Annotated in this window: 28 protein-coding genes; 5 read left to right on the top strand and 23 right to left on the bottom strand. The window is 65.8% G+C overall.

Going from position 1 to position 26,365, the window contains the following annotated elements:
- The first annotated feature begins 62 nt into the window (after window positions 1-62).
- From ACTIF6_RS08790 to ACTIF6_RS08800, 3 genes are read left to right on the top strand one after another with little or no spacing between them, the layout of a single operon-like run.
- Window positions 63-788 (top strand): c-type cytochrome, encoded by a 726-nt coding sequence (locus tag ACTIF6_RS08790; protein WP_439587591.1) that lies wholly within the window; start codon window positions 63-65, stop codon window positions 786-788.
- Window positions 785-2,074, top strand: a complete 1,290-nt coding sequence (locus ACTIF6_RS08795) for a c-type cytochrome (RefSeq protein WP_439587592.1) — start codon at window positions 785-787, stop codon at window positions 2,072-2,074. Before ACTIF6_RS08790 ends, ACTIF6_RS08795 begins: the two co-directional genes overlap by 4 nt.
- Entirely contained in the window at window positions 2,064-2,405 is a 342-nt protein-coding gene (locus ACTIF6_RS08800) for a thioredoxin family protein (RefSeq protein ID WP_439587593.1), read from the top strand. The genes ACTIF6_RS08795 and ACTIF6_RS08800 overlap by 11 nt, the downstream gene beginning before the upstream one ends.
- Window positions 2,406-2,413: 8 nt before the next feature.
- Here the strand turns inward: ACTIF6_RS08800 and ACTIF6_RS08805 are convergent, their stop codons facing one another.
- Complete coding sequence (locus tag ACTIF6_RS08805; protein ID WP_439587594.1) at window positions 2,414-3,097, bottom strand: ABC transporter ATP-binding protein; 684 nt, start codon at window positions 3,095-3,097, stop codon at window positions 2,414-2,416.
- Here ACTIF6_RS08805 and ACTIF6_RS08810 point away from each other — a divergent pair.
- Entirely contained in the window at window positions 3,096-3,746 is a 651-nt protein-coding gene (locus tag ACTIF6_RS08810) for an arylesterase (RefSeq protein WP_439587595.1), read from the top strand. The genes ACTIF6_RS08805 and ACTIF6_RS08810 overlap by 2 nt on opposite strands.
- 10 nt (window positions 3,747-3,756) lie before the next feature.
- On the top strand, window positions 3,757-4,836 hold the full coding sequence (gene mnmH, locus ACTIF6_RS08815) for a tRNA 2-selenouridine(34) synthase MnmH (RefSeq protein WP_439587596.1): 1,080 nt from the start codon (window positions 3,757-3,759) through the stop codon (window positions 4,834-4,836).
- A gap of 33 nt (window positions 4,837-4,869) precedes the next feature.
- On the opposite strand, the gene ACTIF6_RS08820 is transcribed toward mnmH, so the two are convergent.
- The 22 genes from ACTIF6_RS08820 to ACTIF6_RS08925 all read right to left on the bottom strand — a co-directional run bounded on the left by ACTIF6_RS08820 (window position 4,870) and on the right by ACTIF6_RS08925 (window position 26,349).
- Window positions 4,870-5,067 (bottom strand): hypothetical protein, encoded by a 198-nt coding sequence (locus ACTIF6_RS08820; RefSeq protein ID WP_439587597.1) that lies wholly within the window; start codon window positions 5,065-5,067, stop codon window positions 4,870-4,872.
- A gap of 33 nt (window positions 5,068-5,100) precedes the next feature.
- Window positions 5,101-6,297 (bottom strand): PLP-dependent transferase, encoded by a 1,197-nt coding sequence (locus tag ACTIF6_RS08825; protein WP_439587598.1) that lies wholly within the window; start codon window positions 6,295-6,297, stop codon window positions 5,101-5,103.
- A gap of 91 nt (window positions 6,298-6,388) precedes the next feature.
- Window positions 6,389-6,913 carry a phosphoribosyltransferase gene (locus ACTIF6_RS08830; RefSeq protein WP_439587599.1) on the bottom strand — a complete coding sequence of 175 codons (525 nt, stop codon included), beginning with the start codon at window positions 6,911-6,913 and terminating at the stop codon, window positions 6,389-6,391.
- A gap of 69 nt (window positions 6,914-6,982) precedes the next feature.
- Window positions 6,983-8,371 (bottom strand): adenylosuccinate synthase, encoded by a 1,389-nt coding sequence (locus ACTIF6_RS08835; RefSeq protein ID WP_439587600.1) that lies wholly within the window; start codon window positions 8,369-8,371, stop codon window positions 6,983-6,985.
- Window positions 8,368-9,561 carry an ATP phosphoribosyltransferase regulatory subunit gene (locus ACTIF6_RS08840; protein ID WP_439587601.1) on the bottom strand — a complete coding sequence of 398 codons (1,194 nt, stop codon included), beginning with the start codon at window positions 9,559-9,561 and terminating at the stop codon, window positions 8,368-8,370. Before ACTIF6_RS08840 ends, ACTIF6_RS08835 begins: the two co-directional genes overlap by 4 nt.
- Before the next feature lie 65 nt (window positions 9,562-9,626).
- Window positions 9,627-9,812: a DUF2065 domain-containing protein gene (locus ACTIF6_RS08845; RefSeq protein ID WP_439587602.1), complete on the bottom strand. Its 186-nt coding sequence runs from the start codon at window positions 9,810-9,812 to the stop codon at window positions 9,627-9,629.
- Window positions 9,813-9,872: 60 nt separating this feature from the next.
- On the bottom strand, window positions 9,873-10,769 hold the full coding sequence (gene hflC, locus ACTIF6_RS08850) for a protease modulator HflC (RefSeq protein WP_439587603.1): 897 nt from the start codon (window positions 10,767-10,769) through the stop codon (window positions 9,873-9,875).
- 29 nt (window positions 10,770-10,798) lie between these two features.
- Window positions 10,799-12,118, bottom strand: a complete 1,320-nt coding sequence (gene hflK / locus ACTIF6_RS08855) for an FtsH protease activity modulator HflK (RefSeq protein WP_439587800.1) — start codon at window positions 12,116-12,118, stop codon at window positions 10,799-10,801.
- A 139-nt stretch (window positions 12,119-12,257) separates the two neighbouring features.
- On the bottom strand, window positions 12,258-13,442 hold the full coding sequence (hflX, locus tag ACTIF6_RS08860) for a GTPase HflX (RefSeq protein ID WP_439587604.1): 1,185 nt from the start codon (window positions 13,440-13,442) through the stop codon (window positions 12,258-12,260).
- 79 nt (window positions 13,443-13,521) lie between these two features.
- On the bottom strand, window positions 13,522-13,770 hold the full coding sequence (hfq, locus tag ACTIF6_RS08865; protein ID WP_439587605.1) for an RNA chaperone Hfq: 249 nt from the start codon (window positions 13,768-13,770) through the stop codon (window positions 13,522-13,524).
- Between the two features lie 83 nt (window positions 13,771-13,853).
- Window positions 13,854-15,188 carry a ribosome biogenesis GTPase Der gene (gene der / locus ACTIF6_RS08870; RefSeq protein WP_439587606.1) on the bottom strand — a complete coding sequence of 445 codons (1,335 nt, stop codon included), beginning with the start codon at window positions 15,186-15,188 and terminating at the stop codon, window positions 13,854-13,856.
- A complete protein-coding gene (bamB, locus tag ACTIF6_RS08875; protein WP_439587607.1) occupies window positions 15,185-16,339 on the bottom strand; it encodes an outer membrane protein assembly factor BamB in 1,155 nt (384 codons plus the stop codon). The genes der and bamB overlap by 4 nt, the downstream gene beginning before the upstream one ends.
- A 5-nt stretch (window positions 16,340-16,344) precedes the next feature.
- Window positions 16,345-17,010 carry a YfgM family protein gene (locus ACTIF6_RS08880; RefSeq protein WP_439587608.1) on the bottom strand — a complete coding sequence of 222 codons (666 nt, stop codon included), beginning with the start codon at window positions 17,008-17,010 and terminating at the stop codon, window positions 16,345-16,347.
- A gap of 81 nt (window positions 17,011-17,091) precedes the next feature.
- The gene (gene hisS, locus ACTIF6_RS08885; RefSeq protein WP_439587609.1) at window positions 17,092-18,408 is read right to left on the bottom strand and encodes a histidine--tRNA ligase; all 1,317 of its coding nucleotides are present in this window, start codon (window positions 18,406-18,408) and stop codon (window positions 17,092-17,094) included.
- A 16-nt stretch (window positions 18,409-18,424) separates the two neighbouring features.
- Complete coding sequence (gene ispG, locus ACTIF6_RS08890; protein ID WP_439587610.1) at window positions 18,425-19,705, bottom strand: flavodoxin-dependent (E)-4-hydroxy-3-methylbut-2-enyl-diphosphate synthase; 1,281 nt, start codon at window positions 19,703-19,705, stop codon at window positions 18,425-18,427.
- 2 nt (window positions 19,706-19,707) lie between these two features.
- The gene (locus ACTIF6_RS08895) at window positions 19,708-20,592 is read right to left on the bottom strand and encodes a helix-turn-helix domain-containing protein (RefSeq protein WP_439587611.1); all 885 of its coding nucleotides are present in this window, start codon (window positions 20,590-20,592) and stop codon (window positions 19,708-19,710) included.
- Window positions 20,585-21,436, bottom strand: a complete 852-nt coding sequence (gene pilW / locus ACTIF6_RS08900) for a type IV pilus biogenesis/stability protein PilW (RefSeq protein ID WP_439587612.1) — start codon at window positions 21,434-21,436, stop codon at window positions 20,585-20,587. The genes ACTIF6_RS08895 and pilW overlap by 8 nt, the downstream gene beginning before the upstream one ends.
- Entirely contained in the window at window positions 21,433-22,581 is a 1,149-nt protein-coding gene (gene rlmN / locus ACTIF6_RS08905) for a 23S rRNA (adenine(2503)-C(2))-methyltransferase RlmN (RefSeq protein WP_439587613.1), read from the bottom strand. The genes pilW and rlmN overlap by 4 nt, the downstream gene beginning before the upstream one ends.
- A gap of 7 nt (window positions 22,582-22,588) precedes the next feature.
- The gene (gene ndk, locus ACTIF6_RS08910; protein WP_086123506.1) at window positions 22,589-23,014 is read right to left on the bottom strand and encodes a nucleoside-diphosphate kinase; all 426 of its coding nucleotides are present in this window, start codon (window positions 23,012-23,014) and stop codon (window positions 22,589-22,591) included.
- Between the two features lie 103 nt (window positions 23,015-23,117).
- Complete coding sequence (locus tag ACTIF6_RS08915) at window positions 23,118-24,551, bottom strand: pseudouridine synthase (protein WP_439587614.1); 1,434 nt, start codon at window positions 24,549-24,551, stop codon at window positions 23,118-23,120.
- Window positions 24,460-25,164 carry an SMC-Scp complex subunit ScpB gene (gene scpB, locus ACTIF6_RS08920; protein ID WP_439587615.1) on the bottom strand — a complete coding sequence of 235 codons (705 nt, stop codon included), beginning with the start codon at window positions 25,162-25,164 and terminating at the stop codon, window positions 24,460-24,462. Before scpB ends, ACTIF6_RS08915 begins: the two co-directional genes overlap by 92 nt.
- 132 nt (window positions 25,165-25,296) lie before the next feature.
- Window positions 25,297-26,349 (bottom strand): RluA family pseudouridine synthase, encoded by a 1,053-nt coding sequence (locus tag ACTIF6_RS08925; RefSeq protein ID WP_439587616.1) that lies wholly within the window; start codon window positions 26,347-26,349, stop codon window positions 25,297-25,299.
- Between the last annotated feature and the right edge of the window lie 16 nt (window positions 26,350-26,365).

The following is a 26,365-nucleotide window of genomic DNA, read 5'->3' on the forward strand; positions in this document are numbered from 1 at the left end:
GTAATTTTTCAATATATCTGAACATTGCGCATCAGATGGCTCTTTGCCATGATCGACGCATCATGAAATTCCGCATTCCTTCGTCCGTCTGGCAAGCACTGGCCATCGCCATGGGCTGTGCATGGACACCGCTGGCGTCCCCTGCCCCGTTCGAGGACACCATGGCGCAGCGCATGGTGGCCTGCACCGCCTGCCATGGCCCACAGGGGCGCGCTGCGCCCGACGGCTACTACCCTCGCCTGGCGGGCAAACCCGCCGGCTACCTGTACAACCAGTTGCTGAATTTCCGCGATGGTCAGCGCAACTACCGCCTCATGTCGCAGATGGTCGACCCGCTGAGCGATGCCTACCTGCTGGAAATCGCCGAACACTTCGCCGCTCAGGACGTTCCCTACCCCGCACCCTCGCCGGTGCAGGCCACACCGGCGGAGCGCGCGCGCGGTGAGCAGCTGGTGCTGCGCGGGGATGCGTCGCGCCAGTTGCCCGCCTGCGCGTCGTGCCACGGCACAGCGCTCACGGGGGTCTTGCCGGCCACACCGGGTCTGCTCGGCTTGCCGCGCGACTACCTCAATGCCCAGCTTGGCGCGTGGAGAACCGGCCTGCGCAAGGCACACGCACCAGACTGCATGGCCGAAGTCGCACGTCGCCTGGCGCCCGAGGACATTGCTGCCGTCAGCGCCTGGCTCGCCTCTCAACCCGTTCCGGCCCGGGCCCACGCCGTGCGGTTCGACGCAGCGCCATTGCCCATGCGTTGCGGCAGTGCGGTGCCCCCCGGAGCGCGCCCATGAGAAATCGCCCACGCATGTCGACCGTGGCGGTCATTGCCGGCCTGGTGTTGGCAGCGGTGGTGGCCTGGATGGCCTGGCCCGCCAAGCCCATCGTGATCGCCCCAGCCAACACCTCCGTGGCGCAGGATGCCACCACCATCGAACGCGGTCGCTACCTCGCCGTGCAAGGCAACTGCCAGGGTTGCCACACGGTGCGCGGCGGAGCCCCCTTTGCCGGCGGCCGCGCCATCGGCACGCCGTTCGGTACCGTCTTCGGCAGCAACCTCACCCCCAGCACATCGGGACTGGGCGACTGGCATGTCGACGACTTCTGGCGCGCCCTGCACCACGGCCAGTCGCGCGATGGCCGCTGGCTCAATCCGGTCTTTCCGTTCAACAACACCACCCGGATCGCCCGCGCCGACAGCGATGCGCTCTTCGCCTACCTGCGCAGCCTGCCCCCGTCCGACGCGCCGGTGCCGCCCGACGACCTGCGCTGGCCCTACAACACCCAGGGCGCGCTGAAGGTCTGGCGCGCGCTCTATTTCGTGCAGGGCGACCCGATCGCTTCCGCGAACGAGGCCAACGCGGTGGATGAAGTGCGGCGCGGCGCCTACCTCGTCAACGGCCTGGGCCATTGCAGCGCCTGCCACGTGACGCGCAACGCGCTCAGCGGCAACCCCGACATGCTCGATCTCGCGGGCGGCCTGATCCCCTTGCAGAACTGGTACGCGCCATCGCTGCTCGATCCGGCCGAGGCCGGCGTGCAGGGCTGGTCGATCGACGACATCGTGGCGTTGTTCCGCGATGGGCGTGCGGGGAATGCCACCGTGAGCGGACCCATGGCCGAGGTCGTCCAGCACAGCACGCAGCACTGGACCCCAGTGGACTTGCGCGCCATGGCCAGCTACCTGCAGCAACTGCCTCGGCTTCAGGTCGCGAGCCCGCCGCCAGCGCCGGCCCCCGACGCACGCGCGCTGCGCGTCGGCGGTGAACGCTACGAACAGCACTGCGCACAGTGCCACGGAAAACAAGGTGAAGGCGTGGCGGTCTACCCGCCCCTGGCGGGCAACCGCGCGGTGCTCATGACCTCCCCCGCCAATGCCTTGCAGACCGTGCTCAACGGCGGCTTCGGCCCGTCAACGGCCGGCCACCCGCGCCCCTTCGGCATGCCACCCTTCGTGCTGGAACTCAGCGAACAGGACATCGCCGACGTGCTGACCTACGTGCGCACCCAGTGGGGCAACCAGGCAGCACCGGTGAGCGCACTGGATGTGCGGCAACTCAGGGGCACCCTTGGACGCTGACACCTGGGCCATCGCCCTGTGCGCCGAGTGGTGCGGCACCTGCCGCGAGTGGCGCGCGGTGTTCGATCGCGCCCGTCCAGCCCATCCGCAGCTGCGATGGCGCTGGCTCGACATCGAGGACGAGGCCGAACTGCTGGACGACATGGACATCGAGACCCTGCCCTGCCTGCTGCTGGCGCGCGGCGACCAGGTCCTTTTCTTCGGCCCGATCCTGCCGCAGCCGGAGGTGCTGTCGCGTCTGGTGGAGACCTTTTCTGCGCAGGCTGAGCCGGCGTCCGCGGTCGACGGCGCCGTGGCTGCGCTGTGGCGCCGGCTGCGGAACACCGGCTGAAAGAAACCTCAGGCAATGGCCTCGGCCATCACCTGCCCCGCCTCGATGGTCACGCGGCGCTCGCAGCGCTGCGCGATGGCCCGGTCGTGCGTGACCAGCACCAGCGTGGTGCCCTGCTCGCGGTTGAGGTCGAACATCAGTTCCATGATCTTTCCGCCGGTGGCGAAGTCCAGGCTGCCCGTGGGCTCGTCGGCGAGCAGCACCGCCGGCTGCACCACGAAGGCCCGTGCCAGGGCCACGCGCTGCTGTTCACCACCCGAGAGCACCTTGGGGTAGCTGGAGAGCCGCTCGCCCAGGCCGACGCGCTGCAGCATCTGGGTGGCCGTGGCCCGCGCATCGCGCCGTCCCGCCAGTTCCAGTGGCAGCATCACGTTTTCCAGGGCGGTGAGGTTGCCCAGCAGCTGGAAACTCTGGAACACGAAACCGACCTTCTGCGACCGCAGCGCGGCGCGCTGGTCCTCGTCCATGGCGAACAGATCGACACCATCGATGTGAACCGTTCCGCTGCTGGGCGTATCCAACCCGGCAATGATCGACAGCAGGGTACTCTTGCCCGAGCCGGAGGCACCCACGATGGCGGCGGTTTCCCCTTTGTTCAGGGTGAAATCGATATCACGCAGAATCGTCAGGGAACCGGTGGAGTCGGTCACCGTCTTGAACACGTGCTGCACCGCAATCATCGAATCGGACATGGAAGGAATTCTCAAGTTGAAACGTCGTCACTTTACCGCGCTGGCCCTCGCCGGGCTGGCGGGCGCTGCGATGGCCCAGACCCAGGCACCCTTGATCCTCGTGGTGGGCGATTCCCTGAGCGCCGAGTACGGGCTCAAGCGCGGCACGGGTTGGGTGGCCCTGCTGGATGAGCGCCTGAAGAAGGAAAAAGTTCAGGCCCGTGTGGTCAACGCCAGCATCAGCGGCGACACCACTTCGGGTGGGCGATCGCGCCTCGCCGCCCTGTTGAAGCAGCACAGGCCGACGGTGGTGGTGATCGAACTCGGCGGTAACGACGCCCTGCGCGGGCTGCCGCTGAACATGACACGCGAGAACCTGGCCACCATGGCGCGCCTCTCCAGCGAGGCGGGCGCCAAGGTCTTGCTGCTGGGCATGGAAATGCCGCCCAACTACGGCGCCAGGTACGCGCAGGAGTTCCGGGACCTCTACACCACCGTGGCCAAGGCCGAGAGGACGGCGCTGGTGCCCTTCTTCCTCAAGAACGTGGCCGATACAAAAGACCCCACCGCGCTGTTCCAGTCCGACCGCATCCACCCCAACGAAAGCGCGCAGTCCCTCATGCTCGCCAACGTCTGGCCCGAGCTTCGCAAGCTGCTGCCGCGCGGATAATCGCGGCATCATGCCAGTCCACACCCTGAACGCAGAGCTGGTGCCGGACCGCCTGGCCGAGTTCGACACCGTCATCGACGCCCGGACGGAGGACGAACATGCGCTCGACCACGTGCCCGGCGCCGTCAACTGGCCCACGCTGAACAACGCTGAGCGCATTGCCATCGGCACAATGTACAAACAGGTCAGCCCCTTCGAAGCCAGGAAGCGCGGTGCGGCCATGTCGGCGCGCAACATTGCCGCACACATCGAGCGTGAAGTGCTCGACAAGCCGCGCGACTGGAAACCCCTGCTGTACTGCTGGCGCGGCGGCCACCGCAGCGGCGCCCTGGCCACCATCCTCGGCGCCATCGGTTTTCATGTCACGCTCATCGAGGGGGGCTACAAGGCGTGGCGCGCGGCGCTGGTGAATGCGCTGCCAGATGTCGCGCGAAGTCTCTCCTACCGCGTGGTGTGCGGCTCTACCGGCAGTGGCAAGACGCGCCTGCTGCACGCGCTGGCCGCGCAGGGTGCCCAGGTGCTCGACCTGGAGGCATTGGCGAGCCATCGCAGCTCGGTGCTGGGACACATTCCGGGTCGGCCGCAACCGGGCCAGAAGCGATTCGATTCGCTGATCTGGGACGCGTTGCGCGCTTTCGACCCGGCGCGCGTGGTGTACGTGGAGAGCGAAAGCCGGAAGGTGGGCAATCTGCGCGTGCCCGAATCGCTGATGAACATGATGCGCGCGAGCCCTTGCATCGACCTGCGGCTGAACGATGAAGAGCGCGTGGCCTTGTTGCTGGAGGACTACGATTTCTTCGTGAAAGAGCCCGATGCCTTTTGCGAACGCCTGCTGGCATTGACGGAACTGCGCGGGAAGGCAACGGTGTCAAGCTGGGTGGCGCAGGTGCGCAGCGGGCATTTGCCGACCGTGGTGCTCGAATTGCTGCGACAGCACTACGACCCCACGTACAGCCAGTCGATCGCACGCAACTTCAACCAGTTTGCACAAGCTCTGCCCTGCGAGCTGCGCGACCGTTCGCCGCAGGCGCTGACCGAAGCCGCCAGGGCGCTCATCGACAGCGAAACGCCCACAGCAGCACACACCTGAGGTGTGTGCACAGGACGACGATCCGGGCGGAAATCAGTCCGCGCTGCCGGTGCCCTCGCCAGCGGCGGGCGCCTCCCCGGGCACATCGGGCGAGCCAGCGTCATCCTCCTGCGGAGCATCGCTGTCATCGTGCCGACGGCCGGCGGCCTTGGCCTTGAGCTTCTCCTCTTTCTTTTTCTTCTTGGCAAGCTCGCGCTGGCGTTTTTCGTATCCGTAATTGGGAGTAGCCAAATCGATCTTTCAGGTCGGTGGTGAGGGAACGGGTCAGGCCTGCAGGACTTCCAATGCCTGCGCCAGGTCCGCGCGCAGGTCTTGCGCGGATTCCAGGCCGACGGCAAAGCGTACCAGACCCCCGGCATGGGGCCACTTGCGGCTGCGCGAGGCAGCCATGTCGTAGGGCGCACAGAGGCTGATCGGTCCGGCCCAGCTCCAGCCCAGCCGGAACAGTCGCAGGGCGTCGCAGAAGGCGTCGATGCGCGTCTGCGGGATGGCGGGATCGAACACGGCACTGAACAGGCAGGCCGCTGCGGTGGCGTCACGTTGCCAGGCATCGTGGCCGGGCGAGTTGGCCAGCGCCGGGTGCAGCACCTGCACCACGCCAGGTTGTTGCTGCATCCAGGTGGCCAGTTCGCGCGTGCTGGCGTCCTGGGCGTGGTAGCGCAGCGCGATGCTGGGCAGACCGCGCAGGACAAGCTCGACATCGTTGGCGCCCACGCCCAGGCCCAGCCGCATGCGCGTCAGCAGAATCTTGCGGTGCAAGGCCAGATCGCGGGTGATGACCGAGCCCATGAGGACATCGGCACCACCGCTGGGGTACTTGGTAAGGGCCTGCACCGACACATCCGCCCCGAGCTCGAAGGCATTGAAGGCGATACCGGCACTCCAGGTATTGTCGATCGCGGTGACGATGGCTCGTGCCGGATCCCGCGCCGCATTGGCTTCTCGCACCCGCTCGACCAGCGCAGGCAGATCCGGGAATTCCAGCGTGATCGAACCCGCCGCTTCCAGCCACACCAGCCGCGTGGCGGGCGTGATCTGACGCGCCAGGTCGTCGGGATCCATGGCGTCGTAATAGCGATGGGTGATGCCCCAGGCAGCGAGTTCGACGCCGGCGAACACCTTGCCCGGGCCGTAGGCGTTGTCGGGAATCAGAAGTTCGTCGCCGGTGCGCAGCAGAGCCATGTCCACCAGCGTCATCGCAGCCAGGCCGCTGGGTGCGAGCATGCAATGCGTTCCGCCCTCGATGGTCGCCAGCCGCTCTTCCAGCGTGAAGGTGGTGGGCGTGCCGTGCAGGCCGTAGGTGTAGCCGCTCTTGTCTTTCCAGTCGTAGGTGCGCAGGGCCTCGACGTTCGGAAACAGGACAGTGGACGCCTTGTGCACCCCCGGCGCCACGGCCTCGAAACCCTCGGGGGGCTTGTAGGGATGGTGGATCAGGCGGGTGGACAGGTCGTCGTCGTTCATGAATGTTTCGCAGCCGGGCCGCCCCAAGGCGAAAAGCGCCCCCAAGGGGGGCAGCGACCCGCGCAGCGGCGGAGCGTGGGGGCCATTTGGGCTAGAGCTTCCACTTTTCCAGCAGTTGCGCGGGCCGCATGCTGTCGTAGCCCTCGAAAGGCTGGTGGATCCAGGGATTGGTGGGCAGGAACTCCACCGAGTACTCGGGCGTGAAGGTGGAAAGCTGCTTGGTCCAGATCACGGCGCTGCGCATCTCCGTGATGGGTTTGTAGTTGTTCTTGAGCAGTTCGATCACGGCCTTGAGCGTGTGGCCGGAGTCGGCCAGGTCATCCACCAGCAGCACCTTGCCTGCGATCTCGCCCTTGGGCGTGGTGATGTAGCGCGCGATGTCCAGATTGCCCTGCTGCGTGCCGGCGGCAGCACGATAGGAACTGGTCGACATGATCGCCAGCGGCTTGTCGAAGATGCGGGAAAGGATGTCGCCGGGTCGCATGCCGCCACGTGCCAGACACAGGATGGTGTCGAACTCCCAGCCCGACTGGTAGACCTTGAGCGCGAGCTTCTCGATCAGGTTGTGGTACTCGTCGTAAGAGACGTAGAGGTGTTTGCCGTCTTCAGTCAGCATGCGGACTCCGAGTGTGGGGCGTGGGAGGGATTTTGCACGAACGCAGGGTCCACGAAGCGAGCGAAACGCTCAGCCATGGTAGGGATTGACGAGCAGGATGGTGTGGTCGCGATCGGGGCTGGTAGACACCACATGGATCGGCACGCCAGTGGTTTCCTCGATGCGCTGCAGGTAGCGTTGCGCATTCACCGGTAGATCTTCGTGGCGTGTGACGCCCACGGAAGTCTGGCTCCAGCCCGGCAGGGTTTCATAGATGGGTTCGCAGCGCGCGATGTCTTCGGCGCCCATGGGCAGGATGTCGATCACTTCGCCATCGAGCCGGTAGCCAGTGCAGAGCTTCAGTTCCTCCAGACCATCGAGCACGTCCAGCTTGGTGATGCACAGACCCGTGAGTCCATTGACCTGCGCCGAGCGCTTGAGCAACGCCGCATCGAACCAGCCGCAACGGCGGCTGCGGCCGGTGGTCACCCCCTTTTCGGCGCCCACGGTCGCCATGTGCCAGCCCGGCGTGCCTTCCTTTTCCCATTCGAGCTCGGTGGGGAAAGGGCCGCCACCAACGCGTGTGCAGTAGGCCTTGGTGATGCCCAGCACATAGTGCAGCAGGCCGGGACCCACTCCGGAACCTGCAGCGGCATTGCCAGCCACGCAGTTGCTGGAGGTGACGAAAGGGTAGGTGCCATGGTCGATGTCGAGCAGCGTTCCTTGCGCGCCTTCGAACAGCAGATTCGCACCCGCACGGTGGGCCGCGTTGAGTTCGCACGAGACATCGGCGATCATGGGCTTGAGCAGCTCGGCCTGTTGCATGGCCTCTGCGTAGACCGGTTCGAACTGGATGGCACCGTCTTTCATGTACGCTGCAATCTTCTCGTCCCAGGCCAGGTCGGCCGAATGCAGCCAGGTGGTCAACAGGTGGTTGTGCAGGTCGAGCAGTTCGCGCAGCTTGCTGGCGAAACGCTCGGGGTATTTCAGGTCCTGCACGCGCAGCGCCCGGCGGGCGATCTTGTCTTCATAGGCAGGGCCAATGCCACGGCCGGTGGTGCCGATCTTCTCGGTGCCAGCCTTGACCTTGGCGGCTTCGCGCGCGATGTCGATGGCGGCGTGAAACGGCAGGATGAGGGGGCAGCCCTCGCTGACGCGCAGGCGCGAGCGCACCTCGACCCCGGCCTTCTCTAGCCCAGTGATTTCTTCGAACAGCTTGCCCACCGAGAGCACCACGCCGTTGCCGATGTAGCACTTCACACCCGCGCGCATGATGCCGCTGGGGATGAGGTGCAGCGCGGTCTTCACGCCATTGATGACCAGCGTGTGGCCGGCGTTGTGGCCGCCCTGGAAGCGCACCACGCCCGTCGCAGATTCGGTCAGCCAGTCGACCAGCTTGCCCTTGCCCTCGTCACCCCACTGGGTACCCACCACCACCACGTTGCGCCCTGGGGTCACGGCGCTGTTGCTGTTCGTCATTTGCTGGTTTCCGTTTGAATGTGTTGCACTGTCCACTGCCCGCCCAGGCGGGCATCGGCGACCAGTTCGCGGTCGCAGTGGAATTCGTCGACTTCGTGTTCATGTCCGGGCAGCACGCACACCACCGTGTGGCCCTCGCTGCGCAGACGCGCAATGGCCTGGCGCAGACCGGCATCCATGCCCCAGGGCGCGCGGATGGCGGCCTTGAGGGGGCGCGGCGACACGGCAGCCACCAATTCCTTCAAGTCGAGACTGAAACCTACGGCGGGACGGTTGCGACCGAACACCGCACCGACTTCGTCATAGCGCCCGCCTCGGGCAAGTTCGAGCGACTGCCCTGCCCCATCCCCGGCTTCATGAGCGAACAGCGCGAAGCGCATGCCGGTGTAGTAGGCGTAGCCACGCAGATCGGCCAGGTCGATGGAGACCTGGAGACCGGCGGCGTGCGAGGCCAGCCAGCGCAGGCCTTGCAACGCGGCATGAAGCGCTTCGGAAGGTTGAAGGATGCGCTCTGCCTCGTCGAGCACAGACACGCCACCAAACAGGCGTGGCAATGCGCAGAGGTCGTGGCGCACGCGCTCGGGCAGACCGCGCGCCAGGGTTTCAAGCTCGGCCACATCCTTGGCGTTGAGTGCTGCGTGGATGCTCGCCTCCTGCGTTGCGCTGAGTGTCACTGGTGCCAGCACGGCGTCGATCACGCGCACATCGGCCATGTCGAGCTGCAGGCTCTGCACGCCCGCGCTGCGCAGGCAGGCCTGCGCCAGTTCGATCGCCTCGAGATCTGCCTCCTGCCCGGCATGGCCATAAATCTCTGCACCGAACTGCAGCGGCTCACGGCTGGCAAAAGGGCGATCGGTGCGGGTGTGCACCACCGGGCCGCAATAGCACAGGCGCGCCACACCCTGGCGGTTGAGCAGGTGGGCGTCGATGCGAGCAACCTGCGGCGTGCTGTCGGCGCGCAACCCGAGCGTGCGCCCCGAGAGCTGGTCAACCAGCTTGAAGGTCTGCAGGTCAAGGGCTTCACCGGTGCCGGTGAGCAGCGATTCCAGGTGCTCCAGCAACGGCGGCATCACCAACTCGTAGCCGTAGCCCCGTGCGGTGTCGAGCAAACTCCTGCGTAGTTCTTCGATGTGGCGTGCCTCGGAAGGCAGGACATCGGCGATGTGATCCGGGAGGACCCAGGCAGACATGGGCATTTTCAGGGGCTGTTAAAAACGCGATTTTACCGGCCCCGGTACCGGGGTCTTGCGCGGAGTCAGCCGAGCAACCACCAGAGCAACGCACCGCCGACGATGCTCATGAGACCGAAGAACCTCAGTTGTCCATCGCGCAGGCGAAGCATTTCCGTGAACATCCGGCGCCACAGACCAGGAGCCAGCAGGGGGAGCAGGCCTTCGACGATCAGCACCAGAGCCAGCACAGGCCAGAACAGTTCAGACATGAAATGCCCCGTGAAATCAAGGGTGCCGCGCAAAAGCAGCACCCAGGTACCGCCCCACCCTTAGCGGCCAGCGGGTGCGAGGTTGCTGCTGCGCAAGGCCTTGAAGAAATCGGACGAAGGGTCCACCACCAGCACGTCGCCCTTGCTGGCGAAGCTGGCCTTGTAGGCATCGAGGCTGCGATAGAACTGCGCGAAAGCAGGATCGCGGCCGAATGCATCGTTGAACGCGGAGGCTGCCTTGGCATCGCCCTCACCCTTGATGAGCTGGGCCGACCGGTAGGCTTCCGAAACGATCACTTCGCGCTGGCGATCCGCATCGGCACGAATCTTCTCGCCTTCGGCAAAACCGGTTGAGCGCAATTCGTTGGCCACGCGCTTGCGCTCTGCCTCCATGCGTTGGTATACCGATGCGGTGATGCTCTCAGCGTAGTCCACGCGGGTGATGCGCACGTCCACCACGTCCATGCCCCAGGGCTTGTCCGCACCACGCACGGCGGCCAGCACCTCGCGCTTGACGTCGGCCATGAGCTGCTCGCGCCGGGTGGAGAGCAGTTCGTTCACCGTGCGCTTGTTCACTTCCTGCTGGAAGGAGTTGCGCACCACGCGGTTGAGTTGCAGAGCGCCGGCGCGCTCGGTGATACCAACGTTGCGGATGTATTCCTGCGGCTCGCTGATGCGCCAGCGCACGTACCAGTCGATCACCACGCGCTGCTTCTCGGCGGTGAGCGTGGGCTCGGTGTCGGTGCTCTCCAGCGTCAGCAGGCGCTTGTCGATGTAGGAGACGTTCTGGAACGGTGGCGGCAGCTTGAAGTTCAGGCCCGGCTCGGTAACCACCTGCTTGATCTGGCCGAGCTGGAAAACCACACCGAACTGGCGCTGGTCGACCACAAACAGCATGGAACTGGCAATGGCCAGCGCCACGATGAGTGAAGTAAGGATGAAACCCAGTTTGTTCATATGAGTGCTCTCGGGTCGCGTGGGGCGGCTCAGCGAACGTCACGCTCACGCGAGCGTGCGGCGTTGTCGATGCTGCGGCTGGAGGACGTCGAGGCGGTTCCGGTGCTGGGCGTTGGAACGCTCGGTGCGGCCGTGGCGGCCGGGCCGGTCTGGGCCGTCATCTGCATGATCTTGTCCAGCGGCAGGTACAGCAGGTTGGAGCCCGACTTGGAGTCCACCAGCACCTTGGTCACGTTGGAGTAGATCTCCTGCATGGCGTCTGTGTACATGCGCTCTCGCGTCACCTGGGGCGCCTTCTGGTATTCCGTCAACACCGAGCGGAAGCGCTGCGAATCACCTTCAGCCTGCGCAACGATGCGAGCGCGGTAGCCTTCAGCTTCTTCGGTCAGGCGCGAGGCAGCGCCGCGAGCACGAGGCACCACGTCGTTCGCATAAGCCTGTGCCTCGTTCTTGGCCCGCTCGCGTTCCTGACCGGCCTTGAGCACGTCGTCGAACGCGGCCTGCACCTGCTCAGGGGGACGCACGCCACCCTGTTGCAGGTTGATGCCCACCACCTCAATACCGACGTTGTAACGATCGAGGATGTTCTGCATGAGTGCGCGCACGCGAGGGGCGATCTGATCCCGCTCCTCGGCCAACGCGGCATCCATCTTCATCTTGCCAACGACTTCGCGCACGGCCGTCTCGGCCACCTTGACAACCGCAGCGTCCGGGTCACGGCTCTCGAACAGGAACGCGCGCGCGTCGTTCAGGCGGTACTGCACCGCGAACTTGATCTCGACGATGTTCTCGTCCTCGGTCAGCATGGCCGATTCGCGCAGGCCGGTGGCCGGCACCACGTTGTCGCGGCCCACGTCGACCGAACGGATCTGCGTCACGAAGACGGTTTCATGGCGCTGAATGGGGTACGGCAGGCGCCAGTTGAAACCTGCGCCGACCGAGCTGTGGTACTTGCCGAACTGGGTGATGACGGCCTGCTGGCCTTCCTGCACGATGAAGAAGCCCGTGCCCAGCCAGATCAGGGCAGCCACACCAACGATCAGGCCGGCACCGATGCCGGTGGTCTTCGGACTGGGTGTAAAGCCGGGCATGCCGCCGCCCGACCCGTTACCGCCACCCATGCCCCCACCCCGGCCGCCCTTGTTGCCCAGCAGGCCACCAAGCTTGCGGTTGAAGTCACGCCAGAGTTCGTCGAGGTCGGGCGGGCCCTGGTTGGGCCCCTGGCCGCGCGGCGGACGCTGGGGAGGACGAGGGTCCTCGTCGCGCCCGGGCTCCTGCCCGTCCTTGGGCCCTTCATTCCGGGATGCGTCGTCGTCGCGGCCCCAGCGGGGATCGTTCAGGTTGAACATGCCCAGCCAGCCACGCCAGCCCCGGCGGCGGGAGGACAGCGCATTGGCCTGAGCGCCGTTTGCGGGGGATTGCAGATTCACATCCATGGGTTGCCAACTCTTTTCGGTGCAAGGAACAAAACAGTCACATTGTGCCCAATCACGAGACCGGGTTGCCTAATTCAGGTGAAGGCCCGGGGATCAGGATCCCTTGAGCCTCCTTCTGGGCCAACACGCGCTCGGCCAGCAAGGCGCGCAGGGCGGGCACGCCTTCGCTCGTGTGAGCACTGACGTGGATTCGAGGGACAGACCGACCTTCCAGTTCCATCGCATCGCTCAGAACACGCGGCACATTGGCGGGATCCACCGCATCGAGCTTGTTGAAGACCAGTATCTGCGGCACCTGATCGGCCCCGATGTCCTTGAGCACACCCATCACCGAGGCGATCTGTTCCAGGTGCGCCGGGTTGGAGGCATCGACCACGTGCAGCAGCAGATCGGCATCGGCCGCTTCCTGCAGCGTGGCGGCGAAAGCATCGACCAGGCCATGCGGCAGATCGCGAATGAATCCGACGGTGTCTGACAAGGACACCGAGCGCTCTGCCTCGCCCAGGTAAAGCTGGCGGGTGGTGGTGTCCAGCGTGGCAAAGAGTTGGTCGGCCGCATAGGCACGCGCCTTCACGAGGCTGTTGAACAGGGACGACTTGCCCGCGTTGGTGTAGCCCACGAGCGAGATGGAGAACGTGTCGCGGCGCTCGCGCTGACGACGCTGGGTGGCACGCTGCTTCTTGACCTTCTCCAGCCGATCCTTGGTTCGCTTGATGGCCTCACCGATCATGCGGCGGTCCAGTTCGATCTGTGTTTCGCCGGGCCCGCCGCGCATGCCGATGCCGCCACTCTGACGTTCCAGGTGCGACCAGCGCCGAACCAGCCGGGTGGAGAGGTACTGAAGCCGGGCGAGCTCGACCTGCAGCTTGCCTTCGTGGCTGCGAGCTCGCTGGGCGAAGATTTCCAGGATCAGCAGCGTGCGGTCGTTGACCGGCAGGCCGAGATGGCGCTCCAGGTTGCGTTGTTGTGCCGGACTCAGGGATTGGTCGAACAACACCTCGGCTGCACCGGTGGACTGGGCCAGCAACTTGATCTCGTCGGCTTTTCCCGAACCGACAAACAGCGCCGGATCGGGCGCCCGACGTTTGCAGGCCACGCGTTCGGCCACCTTGTAGCCTGCGGTTTGCGCCAGAAGCCCGAGTTCCTCGAGTCCGCCATCAAAATGTGGCACACCAAAGTCCACCCCCACCAGAATGACCGATGGCGTGGATGATGCGGATGGTACGGGCGGGTTCAAATCGTTGGGGCGGCAACGCGCAAGGCGCTGCTGATCCGGCAGCGGTACTGCACGGACTCAGGGTGACTCAGAATCCGAATCAGGGGGTGGACTCGTCCGCGCCGACTGCCGAGAACTGCACAGGGCGACCCGGGACGATGGTGGAAATGGCGTGCTTGTAGACCATCTGCGTGACCGTGTTGCGCAGAAGCACGACGTACTGGTCGAAGGATTCGATCTGACCCTGCAGCTTGATGCCATTGACCAGATAAATCGACACGGGCACATGCTCCCGGCGAAGCTGGTTCAGGAAAGGGTCTTGCAAGAGCTGGCCTTTGTTATTGCTCACGATATGCTCCGTGTTCAATGAAAGTTAATGAAGAATGGACCATACCACAGCACCGCCGGCGCACAACCGGTAACCGAAAATTCCTATTCCTTGAAGGGATTGGCTGAGGTCTTGAACTCGATCCTCAGGGGTGTACCCACCAGATCGAAGGCCTTGCGGAAACGCCCTTCGAGAAAGCGACGGTAGGCGTCGGGTACGTGTTCGAGGGAATTACCGTGAATGACGATCACCGGCGGATTCATGCCTCCCTGGTGCGCATAGCGCATCTTGGGCCGGAACATGCCACTGCGAGTGGGCGCCTGGAATGCCACGGCCTCGAGCAGCAGCCGAGTGAGCACCGGGGTGGTCATCTTTCGCATGGCCGAGGCATGCGCCTGAGCGATGGATTTCCAGACCGGCCCCAGGCCCTGGCGCTTCTTCGCTGAAATCAGGTGCATGGAAGCAAACTTGAGAAAAGCCAGCCGGGTTTCAACCTGGCGCTCGATCTGCTCACGCTGGTAGGCGTCAATCGCGTCCCATTTGTTGATGGCCAGCACCACGGCCCGGCCGCTTTCGAGAATGTAGCCAGCGATGTGCGCGTCCTGGTCGGTCACACCCTGGGTGGCGTCCAGCAGCAGAAGAACGACGTGGGCGTTCTCGATGGCCTGCAGCGTCTTGACCACTGAGAACTTCTCGATGGCTTCGAAGACCTTGCCCTTGCGGCGGATGCCGGCGGTGTCGATGAGCTCGAACTTCTGCCCACCTCGCTCGAAGGGCACGGAGATCGCATCGCGCGTGGTGCCTGGCAGGTCGAAGGCCACCAGGCGCTCCTCGCCCAGCCAGGCATTGATCAGGGTGGATTTGCCCACATTGGGGCGCCCCGCCACCGCCAGGCGGATCACGCCGGTCTCGGCTTCGGGCTCTTCCTCGTCCTCTGGCGGCAGGCCGGGGATGCGCTCGAGCGCGGTCTCCAGCATGGACCGGATGCCCTGACCGTGAGCGCTGGACGCCGGGAGCACTTCACCCAGCCCCAATTCGAAGAACTCCACCAGTTGCAGGCCCTGGGTCATGCCCTCGGCCTTGTTGGCCACCAGCACCGTGGGCTTGCCCAGGCGGCGGAGGTAGTGAGCGATGTCGTGATCCTGCGCGCTGATGCCGGCGCGCGCATCCACCACGAAAATCACCACATCGGACTCGGCCACGGCCTGGCGGGTCTGCCTGGCCATCTCCTTGTAGATGCCCTCACTGGCCTCGGGCTCGAAGCCACCGGTGTCGATGACGATGTACTCGCGACGCCCCAGCCTGCCATTGCCGTAGTGGCGATCGCGGGTGAGTCCGGCAAAGTCGGCCACGATCGCGTCGCGCGTGCCCGTCAGGCGGTTGAACAGGGTGGACTTGCCCACATTGGGCCGGCCCACCAGAGCGATGACAGGTTTCACTGGGGGCGCCAGGCGTAGACGCCGCCATTGCGCGTCTGCACCACCAGCGCATCGCCCGCCAGCACCGGGGCAGACAGAATGGGCGAGCCATCGGTCGACAGGCGAGTCATCTCGCTGCCGTCCTCGCGCGAGACCAGGTGCACCAGACCGGCACCGTCGCCCACGGCGACCACACGGCCCAGCGCCAGGGGGGCGCTCAGGTCTCGGTACTTCAGCCGGTCCACGCTCCAGGCGGGCTCGCCGGTGGCGCGCTGCCAAGCCAGGAGCTTGCCGTCGGTCTCGGTGCCGAACACCAGCCGGTCATCGCCGTGAACGCCGGTGGTCCCCTGTGCTGGCCGCGTCCAGGTCATGGTGCCCCGCGTCGTGTCGACGCACCCCACCGCTGCGGCATAAGCACGCACACAGACGCTGCCCCCGATGCGACTGGCCGGACCCACGATGTCGACCAGCCGTTCCACCTCGTTGGTACCGCGCGAGGTGGCGACCGGCGCCTCCCAGCGGACCACGCCGTTCTGCGGATTCAGGCCGACGAGCCGACCCGAGAGTCCTGCCACCAGCATGTCACCCACCGCCAGCAGCACACCGCTCTGGCTGAGCACGAGTGGCTCGGCGGGACGGGTCTGACTCCACAGGCGCGCCCCGTTCGAACCATCGAAGGCGATCACGGTGCGGTCGGCGGTGAGCACGAAGACACGTTTGCCCGCCACCAGAGGCGCGGTAAAGGCGCGCGCCGGGAGTCGCACGCGCCAGAGCTCGCGACCATCCGCGACGGCGATCAGCTCGTTTTCCCGCGTGACCACCGCAGCGGTCTGGCCATCAGAGCCCACACCCGCTGCAATGCGGGCTTTCAGGTCCAGGCGCCACACGTCCTGTCCATTGCTGGCATTGAGCGCCGCCACGGTGCCTGCTTCGCTCGCCACGAACACGCGTCCGGACACCACCTGCGGCACCAGAGACGCATGGCCGGCACCGACCTGAGCGGTCCACGCCGCACGGGTGCCCATGAGCGCGGCCACAGGCGCCAGCTCGGTCGGCTTGGGTTTATCCGGCCCCGAGGAACAGGCCGCCAGCAAGACCGTGAAGGCGAGGCCCAGCACGGCCAGCGTGCGGTGCCCATGGGGATGAGAGCGAGAGATCGGGCTGGTCTGCATGGGGTTCAAGACGCGGTAGAGGTCAGGCTGGAGACGTTCACGCCCAGAGCAGCGAGCTTCACCTCCACCAGGCGGCGGTATTCGGTGCGCTGGCCCAGTGCCTTCCAGGCATTCTGGTACTGCGTGCGGGCTTCGTCCGGCTTGCCCTGGGCCATGAAGATGTCGCCGCGGCGATCGGCCACCAGCGGTTCGAAGGACTTGGGCACCGGGGCTTCCAATGTCTTGAGCGCCTGGTCGAAGGCTTTTGCCTCCAGGTCGAGCGCAGCCAGGCGCAAGCGTGCCACTGCCTTGTAGGAAGCGTCACCCGATTTCTCCGCAGCCCAGCTCAGCGCGGCGCGCGCCTTGTCTGCCTGCCCGGCATCAAAGAGGATCTTGCTCGCCAGCAGCGCGGCCTGGCTGGCGAAGGTGGTGCTGCCAAAGTTGGCCTGCATGTCGGCCAGCGCACGCTCCATGCGCTGCGCGTCCTTGGCGACCGCAGCGCGATCGACTTCGTCGTACAGCGCAGCCGCCTTGACGGCCTGGTTGCGCTGGTACCAGTTCCAGCCGTTCCAGGCCGCGAACGAGCCGAACACCACGATCAACACCCAACTGATGAGGTTGCCGTAACGGGTCCAGAAGTGTTTGATCTGGTCGAGCTGTTCCTGCTCTTCGAGGTCGAGGTGTTTGGCCATGTTCGGTGTTGGACTGCTGGTCGTGCGCTTCTTGCGCAACAGGGGATTGTAGGCGGGCGGGTGAGCCGTCCGGTACAGGGTTCAGTGCTGGCGCAGGCCTGCGGCCCAGTCGGCCACGGAAGCCAACGGCAGCAGGCTTTGAGCCGCCTCGGGCGAAGCGCCGCCCTGCCCTTCGTTGCGCGGCCCCCGCAAAGGCTTGAGGGCCACACCGCCTTGCTGCATTTCCTGCTCGCCAAAGATGAGCGCATGTCGCGCACCGCTGGCATCGGCCTTCTTGAACTGCGACTTCATGCTGCCCATGCCGTCGGGTCCGCCAGCATGCATCTGCACGCTCACGCCCTGTCGGCGCAACTCGCGCAGAACAGGCATGACCTCGGGTATGCGGCCGGCATCGGTCACCACGGCGTACACATCGGGCACGGGTTGCGCCGGCAGCTTGTCCTGCTCCTTGAGCAACTCCAGGATGCGCTCCAGCCCCAGGGCCCAGCCCACCGCCGGCGCCGCCTTGCCGCCGATCTGCTCGAACAGGCCGTCGTAGCGCCCCCCGGCGCACACCGTGCCCTGAGAACCCAGTTGCGTGGTGACAAACTCGAACACCGAGAGGTTGTAGTAGTCCATGCCGCGCACCAGGCGCGGGTTGATGCGGTAGGCGATGCCGTGTGCGTCCAGCAGGCTGCGCAGACGGTTGAAGTGCTCCAGCGACTCGGCACCCAGGTGGTCCATGAGGCGAGGCGCTGCATTGACCAGATCCTGCATGACAGGGTTCTTGGTATCCAGGATGCGCAGCGGATTGCTGTGCAGGCGGCGCTTCGCCTCCTCGTCGAGCTGATCCGCGTGGGCTTCGAGGTAGCTGATGAGCGCCTGACGATGCGCCAGTCTCTCGGGCGGCTGGCCCAGGCTGTTGATCTCGAGCTCGATGCCCTCCAGCCCGAGTTGGGCCCAGAGGTCGCAGGCCAGCACGATGAGTTCGGCGTCCACGTCGGGACCCGCAAAACCCAGGGCTTCGGCGCCGAACTGGTGGAACTGCCGGTAGCGACCGCGCTGCGGCCGCTCATGGCGAAACATCGGGCCCATGTAGTAGAGCCGCTTGGGTCCGTCGTAGAGCATCGAATGCTCGAGAGCGGCGCGCACGACGCCGGCGGTGTTCTCGGGCCGCAGCGTGAGCTGTTCGCCGTTGAGCCGGTCTTCGAAGGAATACATCTCCTTCTCGACGATGTCGGTGACCTCACCCAGGCCCCGAACGAAAAGTGCCGTGTGCTCCACGATGGGCGTGCGCAGATTTCGGTAGCCATAGCGGCGCATGAGGCCACGCAGCGTGTCTTCGAGCCACTCCCAGTGCGCGGACGCGGGAGGGGCAATGTCGTTCATGCCTTTGACGGCGCTCAGTTTCTCTGCCATGTGCGGTGGGAACGGTTCAGGCGGGTGTGCCGAACCGCTTCTCGATGTAGTTTTCGACGATGCTCTGGAATTCCTGCGCGATGTTTGCACCGCGCAAGGTCATGGCCTTCTGGCCATCGATGAAGATCGGCGCGGCCGGGGCTTCACCGGTTCCCGGCAGGCTGATGCCGATGTCGGCGTGCTTGCTCTCGCCCGGGCCGTTGACGATGCAACCCATCACCGCCACCTTGAGGCCTTCCACGCCGGGATAGCGCGCGCGCCACACCGGCATGGACGCTCGCAGATAGTCGTCGATCTGCTTGGCCAGTTCCTGAAAGGTGGTGCTCGTGGTGCGTCCACAGCCAGGACAGGCGGTGACCGATGGCACAAAAGCGCGCATGCCCAAAGCCTGCAGGATCTCCAGGGCAATCACCACTTCCTGCGTGCGCGCCTCGCCGGGTTGCGGCGTGAGCGAGACGCGAATCGTGTCGCCAATGCCCTGCTGCAGCAGCACAGAGAGCGCAGCCGTCGAGGCCACCGCGCCTTTGGTGCCCATGCCAGCTTCGGTGAGGCCCAGATGCAAGGCGTAGTCGCAGCGCTGTGCCAGCGCCTGGTACACGGCGATGAGGTCCTGCACCGCGCTGACCTTGCAGGAAAGAAAAATGTTGTTGCCGTTCAGGCCGATGCGCTCGGCGCGTTTCGCCGAATCGACGGCCGAAGTGATCAGCGCTTCGTACATCACCTGGCGCGTGTCCCAGGGTTCGGCGCGGCCGGCGTTCTCGTCCATGAGGCGGGCAAGCAGGTCCTGGTCGAGGCTGCCCCAGTTCACGCCGATGCGAACCGCCTTGTCGTGCCGGGCGGCGATCTCCACCATCTGCGCAAACTGGCGATCGCCCTTGTCGCCACGGCCCACGTTGCCGGGGTTGATGCGGTACTTGGACAGTGTCTCGGCACAGGCCGGGTGGTCGGTCAGCAGGCGGTGGCCGTTGTAATGGAAATCGCCAACCAGGGGCACATCCACACCCATGCGGTCAAGTTGCTCGCGAATGTAGGGCACAGCCTTGGCCGCTTCATCGTTGTTCACCGTGATGCGCACCAGTTCGGAGCCTGCGAGCGCCAACTCCTTGACCTGGATTGCGGTGCCCACGGCGTCGGCCGTGTCGGTATTGGTCATGGACTGCACACGCACCGGCGCGTCGCCGCCCACCGTCACACGATGGCTGCCCCAGGCCACCACGCCCTGCCGCGTGCGTCGCGGCTGCGCGAGCGAAAGCGGAATGGGTTCGCAGGAGCTGCCGGATCGCACGACGTCGTCCATGGTCACTTCACCTCGAATCGCGCCACGTTGTTGCGAGCGATGGCGTTCACGTCGAATGGTCGACCGCGCACGGTCACCTGGGCCGACTCGGCACGGCCCAGTACCACCGTATAAGGTGGTGAACTGGAGAAGTCGACCGCATCACCGGCCTTGAGCATGCGCTGGATGACCACACTACCCGCTCCGTTCGTCACTTCCACCCACGATTCGCCCGTGGCGGCGATCGTCAGCAGGCTGCCGGTCGTCGCGGCCACGGTGGGGGCCGGCGTTGTGGCGGCATTGGGCACGGGCGATGTCGGGGCAGGCGCAGTCTCGGGTACCGGAGGTGGGGGCGTCACCAAGGACGGCACACCGGTGGTGGGCTCTGCAGCGGGTTCCACCGCCACGGTTGCCGCAACCGGCTCCTCGGCAGCCACAGGCTCTACCGGCGTGACCACGGTGTCGCCGCCTGCCGCAGCCGGGGGGTCCTGCGCGCGAGGCAGGAAAACGATGACGAGCGCGCCGAGCAACAAGACAATGGCCGCCAGCATGGCCGGGCGCGACAACCAGGACAGGGGATTGACGGGCGCGGGATCGCTGGCCGGCTTGAACGGTGCATTGATGGCGTGGCGGGAATGGCCCAACTCGGGTGCCACGCCCTGCGGAATCTGCTCCAGGATGGGTGCCGGATCGATCTTGAGGTGGCGGCAGGCGCTGGAAGCCAGTGCCCGCGCGAACGTGAGGTCAGGCAACTCGTTGTAGCGCCCTGCTTCCAGCGCCTCGAGCTTGCGCACGGGCACCTTCAGCGCCGCCGCGAGTGCGGCAATGTGGAGCCCGGCCGATTCGCGGGCAGAGCGCAGCAGCACGGGGCGGCCGGCCGTCTCGACCGCGTTCTGGACGTCACTCATCAAACGCCCCCCGCTGGTAGGAAGCCCACTCGCGCGAATCGGGGTAGCGGCGACCCAGTTGCTGCGCCAACTGGCGCATGGCTTCGGTGTTGCCGACCCTCCGTTCGACCTTGATGCCCAACCAGAGCGTCTCCGCATTGGCCAAATCCGAGTTGTTCAGGCGGCGGATGGTGAACTGCGCCTTCTCGTTCTCGCCACGCCGGAATTGCAGCGCGGCCAGGTTGTAGGCGGTGATGGGGTTGCTCGCGTCGAGTTCGTAGGAGCGCGCCAGACTGCCCTCAGCCTCGGCGAACTGGCCCGCCCGCACCTGGCACACACCTTTGGCCATCAAGGTCTTGGCCTGGCCACCATAGACGGGACTGGCCATGGCTTGCTGAAACAAATCGACAGCCTGTGCGTAGCGACCCTGCTGACAGGCGAAAAGGCCGTAGTGGTGCAACACGTCAGGGTCGCGTGGGCTGAGCTGCTGAGCACGGCGGAAACTTTCCTCGGCCAGCACAAGCTCATTCATGCGCGAATACACGAGGCCGCGAAGCATGTACGCGGATGCGTACGTTGGGTCGGCAGCCAGCGAGAGCTTGATCTCATCGAGCGCCACGTTCGTCTGCCCCTGCCCGAAGTAGCCCGCAGCGAGTTCCAGCCGAATTCGTGCCCGCTTGCGAGCCTCGGGTTCGTCGGATTCAGTGAGCGGCTCGACCGTGCGGCCCACGCTGGATCCGCCGCCGGGAGCAGCGCCCGGGTTCTGTGCGCAGCCCGCGAACAGCGCGAGCGCAGCCAGCAGGAGCAGCAGCACAAGGGGCCAGGGCTTGGAACTCGAATCAGAGATGCGGAGCGCTTGGGTCATGCCTGCCTTTCCTTGCGGACGATGCGAATCGGTCTTGCCGTGGTCTCCCGGCGCTGCGCCAGTCGACTGGCCGCGTTGGTGCGATCCAGCACGTCGCCAGCGAGCTGCCCGCAAGCGGCGTCGATGTCGTCGCCCCGGGTCTTGCGCACGGTGGTCACCACACCGCCCTCGTTGAGAATCTGCCCGAAACGCAGCACCACGGGGCGTGGCGAACAGGTCAGACCCGAATCGGGGAACGGGTTGAAGGGGATCAGGTTGATTTTGCACGGAACACCGCGCTCCCCGTGCCCTTTGAGCAGTTCCAGCAACTGCCGCGCATGTTCGGGCTGGTCATTCACGCCATCAAGCATGCAGTATTCAAAAGTGATGAAGTCGCGCGGCGCGGCGGGCAGGTAACGCAGGCAGGCGTCAAGCAACTCGGCGATGGGGTACTTTCGGTTGAGGGGCACCAGATCGTCGCGCAACGCATCGTTGGGGGCGTGCAGCGAGACCGCCAGCGCCACCGGGCAATCCAGCGCGAGGCGCTCGATCATGGGCACCACGCCAGAGGTGGACACGGTCACGCGGCGGCGTGAGAGACCGTAGCCATGGTCGTCGAGCATGACGCGCAACGCCGGGACCAGGGCACTGTAGTTCTGCAAGGGCTCACCCATGCCCATCATGACCACGTTGGTGATCACGCGTTCCCCACCCTTCTTCAGGTGGCGGCGCAGGAAATGCTCCGCGTGCCAGAGTTGCGCAACGATCTCGCCCGTGGTGAGGTTGCGCGAGAAACCCTGGTGACCGGTGGAGCAGAAGCGGCACCCCACGGCACAACCGGCCTGGGAAGAAATGCACAGCGTGCCACGGTCGTCTTCGGGTATGAACACGGTTTCCACCGCGTTGCCGTCACCGACATCGAACAGCCATTTGATGGTGCCGTCGGTGGAGTCCTGGCGGGAGAGGACAGGCAGATCGGCGATGGTGCAGACCCCGGGCAGCTTCTCGCGCAGGCTGCGGGCAAGGTCGGTCATGTCGGCGAAGTTCGCCGCGCCCTTCTGATGAATCCAGCGAAACAACTGGACCGCGCGAAAGCGCTTCTCGCCCAGCTGCTCGCAAAAGGCGGCCAAACCCTCGAGATCGAAGTCGAGCAGGTTGGCCGTCATACCATGATCAACGCGAGTAGACGTTGAGGCCGGCGAAGAAGAAGGCCACTTCGGCAGCGGCGGTCTCGGGCGCGTCGGAGCCGTGCACGGCGTTGGCGTCGATGCTGTCGGCGAAGTCGGCGCGAATGGTGCCGGCAGCCGCCTTCTTGGGGTCGGTGGCGCCCATCAGGTCGCGGTTCTTGGCGATAGCGCCTTCGCCTTCAAGCGCCTGGATCATCACCGGGCCGGAGATCATGAAGTCGACCAGATCCTTGAAGAACGGGCGCGCCTTGTGCACAGCGTAGAAAGCTTCGGCTTCGCCACGCGAGAGGTGGGCCATGCGGGCTGCCACGACCTTCAGGCCGGCGGCTTCGAAACGGGCATAAATCTGGCCGATGACGTTCTTGGCGACGGCGTCGGGCTTGATGATCGAGAGGGTGCGTTCGATGGCCATGGAAATCCTGAAGTTGTTGGGTCAATCAACCGAGGCTTTGAGACACCTCGCAAAGCCCATGATTCTACATCGTTGGGCCAATGAACCCTGCGCGGCGCAAGGGTCAACGCCCCCCGGAGCGACCACCCCCACCGCCACCTCCCCGACGTCGCCCTCCGGGAGGCGGGCCACCCCGGCCAGCGTTCTGTTCACGGCGGCGCTGCAGAGCGTCCTGGCCGATGTAGCCAAAGGAGGTTTTCATGGGATCGGGTTGGGCCTGGCCGGTTCCCGGCGCCTTGCCGCCGCCTTTGCCACCGCGCCCCTTGCCCTTGCCACCGGGGACCGAGGGTGCGCCACCCATGCCGTAGCCACCGGCACGCCGGTCATCGAAGCCGGGGCCGTCGGCCCTGCTGCCGGGCGGTTTGCCCTGGCCCCGGCCGGCCTGCCCCCGACGCATCGGCTGCTGGGTCGGATGGCGTCCGGGTGCGCGCGGTCGATTCGGTCCATTTTCGTCGCCGCCAGCCGGCATGCCGGCCGCCGCGGTCAGTCGGCCAATGTCCCGGTCGTCCAGTTCGACCCAGGCGCCGCGCTTGAGGCCGCGCGGCAGCATCATGGCGCCGTAACGGATGCGGATGAGCCGGCTGACCGCATGGCCGACAGCCTCGAACATGCGTCTCACCTCGCGGTTGCGGCCCTCGCCGATCGTGACGCGGTACCAGCAGTTGGCGCCCTCGCCCCCGCCGTCCTCGATGGAGGCGAACTGGGCCATGCCGTCATCGAGTCGCACGCCATCCAGCAGACGCTGCTTTTCCTCGTTGGACAAGGCGCCAAGCACGCGCACGGCGTATTCGCGCTGCAAACCGAAGCGAGGGTGCATCAACCGGTTCGCGAGCTCGCCCGAACTCGTGAGCAACAGCAACCCTTCGGTATTGAGGTCCAGCCTTCCAACTGATTGCCACTTGCCCTGCATGAGGCGCGGCAACCGCCGGAACACGGTGGGCCGGTTCTGGGGGTCGTCGTGCGAGACCACCTCGCCCGCCGGCTTGTGGTATGCCAGCACACGCGGCGGAGGTGGCGTCATGCGCACGCGCACCGGCTTGCCGTTGACCTTGATCGTGTCGCCGAACTGGATGCGCTGGCCGATGTGAGCCGGCTCACCATTCACCGAGATGCGCCCCTCCAGGATGAGCTGCTCCATCTCCAGACGCGACCCCATGCCGGCCTGCGCCAGCACCTTGTGCAGCTTGGGTGACTCGGGCTGGGCACTGAGCACCCGCTTGGCAGGCAGCGGAAGGTCCTGCTCCTGTTCGGCGTCGAAGGCGCCACTGACCACGTCGTCGAAGCGCAAGGCCTCGAGATCGGGGGGCTGCCGGTTGCCCCGCGCCCCGCCATCCAGTGCGACCGCATTTGGCGGCGAAGAAGCAACGGCTTCGCCGGCAGCCTCCTGCCCCGCCTTGGCGTCGGGATCAGGTGGCATTGAGGGTGGGGTCACCGGGTTCATGGGGTTCCTGTGAGGAGGTTTCCAGCGCCGGCGGGTCGCCGGCAGGAGTGAGAGCATCGGACGCGAGGTCCATCGGCTCGGGCGCGTCGGTGGATTCAGGCGGCAGACTGGCCGACAGCGAGTCGAAATCCAGGCGGTCCAGGGCGGACTCCTGCACATCGTTGCCTTCAAGGGGAGGCAATTGGTCCAGCGAGGACAAGCCAAGGTCGTCGAGAAACTGGCGGGTAGTGGCGAACAACGCCGGGCGACCCACGGTCTCGCGATGCCCGATCACTTCGATCCAGCCGCGGTCCTCGAGCTGTTTGATGATCAGGGAATTGATGGTCACGCCCCGAATATCTTCCATGTCACCCCGGGTGACGGGCTGGCGGTAGGCAATGATGGCCAGCGTTTCCATGGTTGCGCGGCTGTAGCGCGGTGGCTTCTCGGGATGCAGGCGGTCGAGGAAGGGGCGCAGTTCAGGTCGGCTCTGAAAACGCCAGCCCGTGGCCACCTTGACCAGTTCCACGCCGCGCCCGGTCCATTCGAGTTGCAGATCGGCCAGCAACGACTTGAGCGTGTCGGCGGAGACTTCGTCGTCGAACAGCGTGCCGAGTTCGCGCACCGACAGCGGCTGGGGAGCGCAGATCAAGGCCGTCTCGAGGACGCGCTTGGCATCCGTGGTGTTCATGGTGTCGGTCGGTCCTAATACCGGCTCACAGCCGGGACGGTCAGAAAGGCATCGGGCCCGCCACAACCCTGTCGGCCGCGTGGACCGTGGAAAGGCTCGAAGGGGTGCAACCGGTCGCCGTGACGGGCAACTTCAAGGGATTGGTGGGTCCAGAAAGGCGCTGGCCACACGGGCGTGATTGTAACGGAGGCCGCTTTCGGCCATGGCGGCCTGCATGTCTGCCGGCGGAGTGCTCTCGAAGTCGAGATGCTGGCCGGTGGTGGGGTGGCGAAGGCGAAGTCGGGCCGCGTGCAGGGCCTGCCGCGCCATACCCCACTGGATGCGCCCACCGTACAACGTGTCGCCCACCAGTGGGTGGCCCAACCAAGCCATGTGCACGCGAATCTGGTGTGTGCGCCCCGTGTGCAGCTTGCAGGCCACCAGGCTGGCCTGGTCTGATCCTTCGATCAAGCGCAACGTGGTCTGCGCCGATTTGCCACTGCCGCTGTCCGGGCGCACCACGGCCATGCGCAGCCGGTTGTGCACGTCGCGCCCGATCGGTTGGTCCACACCTCGTTCCATCGGGCCCTGCCAGCGACCCTGCGCCAAAGCCAGGTACTGACGGCTCACCTCGCGCGCGGCGATGGCACGCACCAGCGCCTCCATCGCCTGTCGGCTCTTGCCCACCAGCATGAGGCCCGAGGTATCCTTGTCCAGCCGGTGCACGATGCCCGCGCGCGGCAGACTGGCAGCCCCAGGGTGGTAGGCGAGGAGGCCGTTTAGCAGGGTGCCGTTCCAGTTGCCAGCTGCGGGGTGCACCACGAGGCCGGCTGGCTTGTGAATCACCAGCAGGTCGGCGTCTTCGAAAACCACATCCAGCGCCATGGGCTCGGGCACGAAAGCCTGCGCCTGCTGCGTGGGTCGCAGTTCCACCGCCAGTTGGTCGCCGGCCGCAATGCGCGCTGCCGGTTTGCGAAAAGCCATACCCCGGAGCACAACGGCGCCATCGGCCATCAGTTGCTGCAGGTACGAACGGGAGAACTCGGGAATCAACGCGGCCAGCGCGCGGTCGATGCGCCAGCCGTGCATCTCGGCAGGCACGTTGCAGATGCGGGTCTCGGCCTCGGGTGCGAGCTCGTCGACCAGCCCCGGCGTGGAACCTTCCGACACATCCCCCGTCGATATAATTTGCGATGCCAAACCCATTGTCCCGTTGTAAAGG

Origin of the sequence: Hydrogenophaga sp. (assembly GCF_051860785.1) — a bacterium.
Taxonomy (GTDB): domain Bacteria; phylum Pseudomonadota; class Gammaproteobacteria; order Burkholderiales; family Burkholderiaceae_C; genus Hydrogenophaga.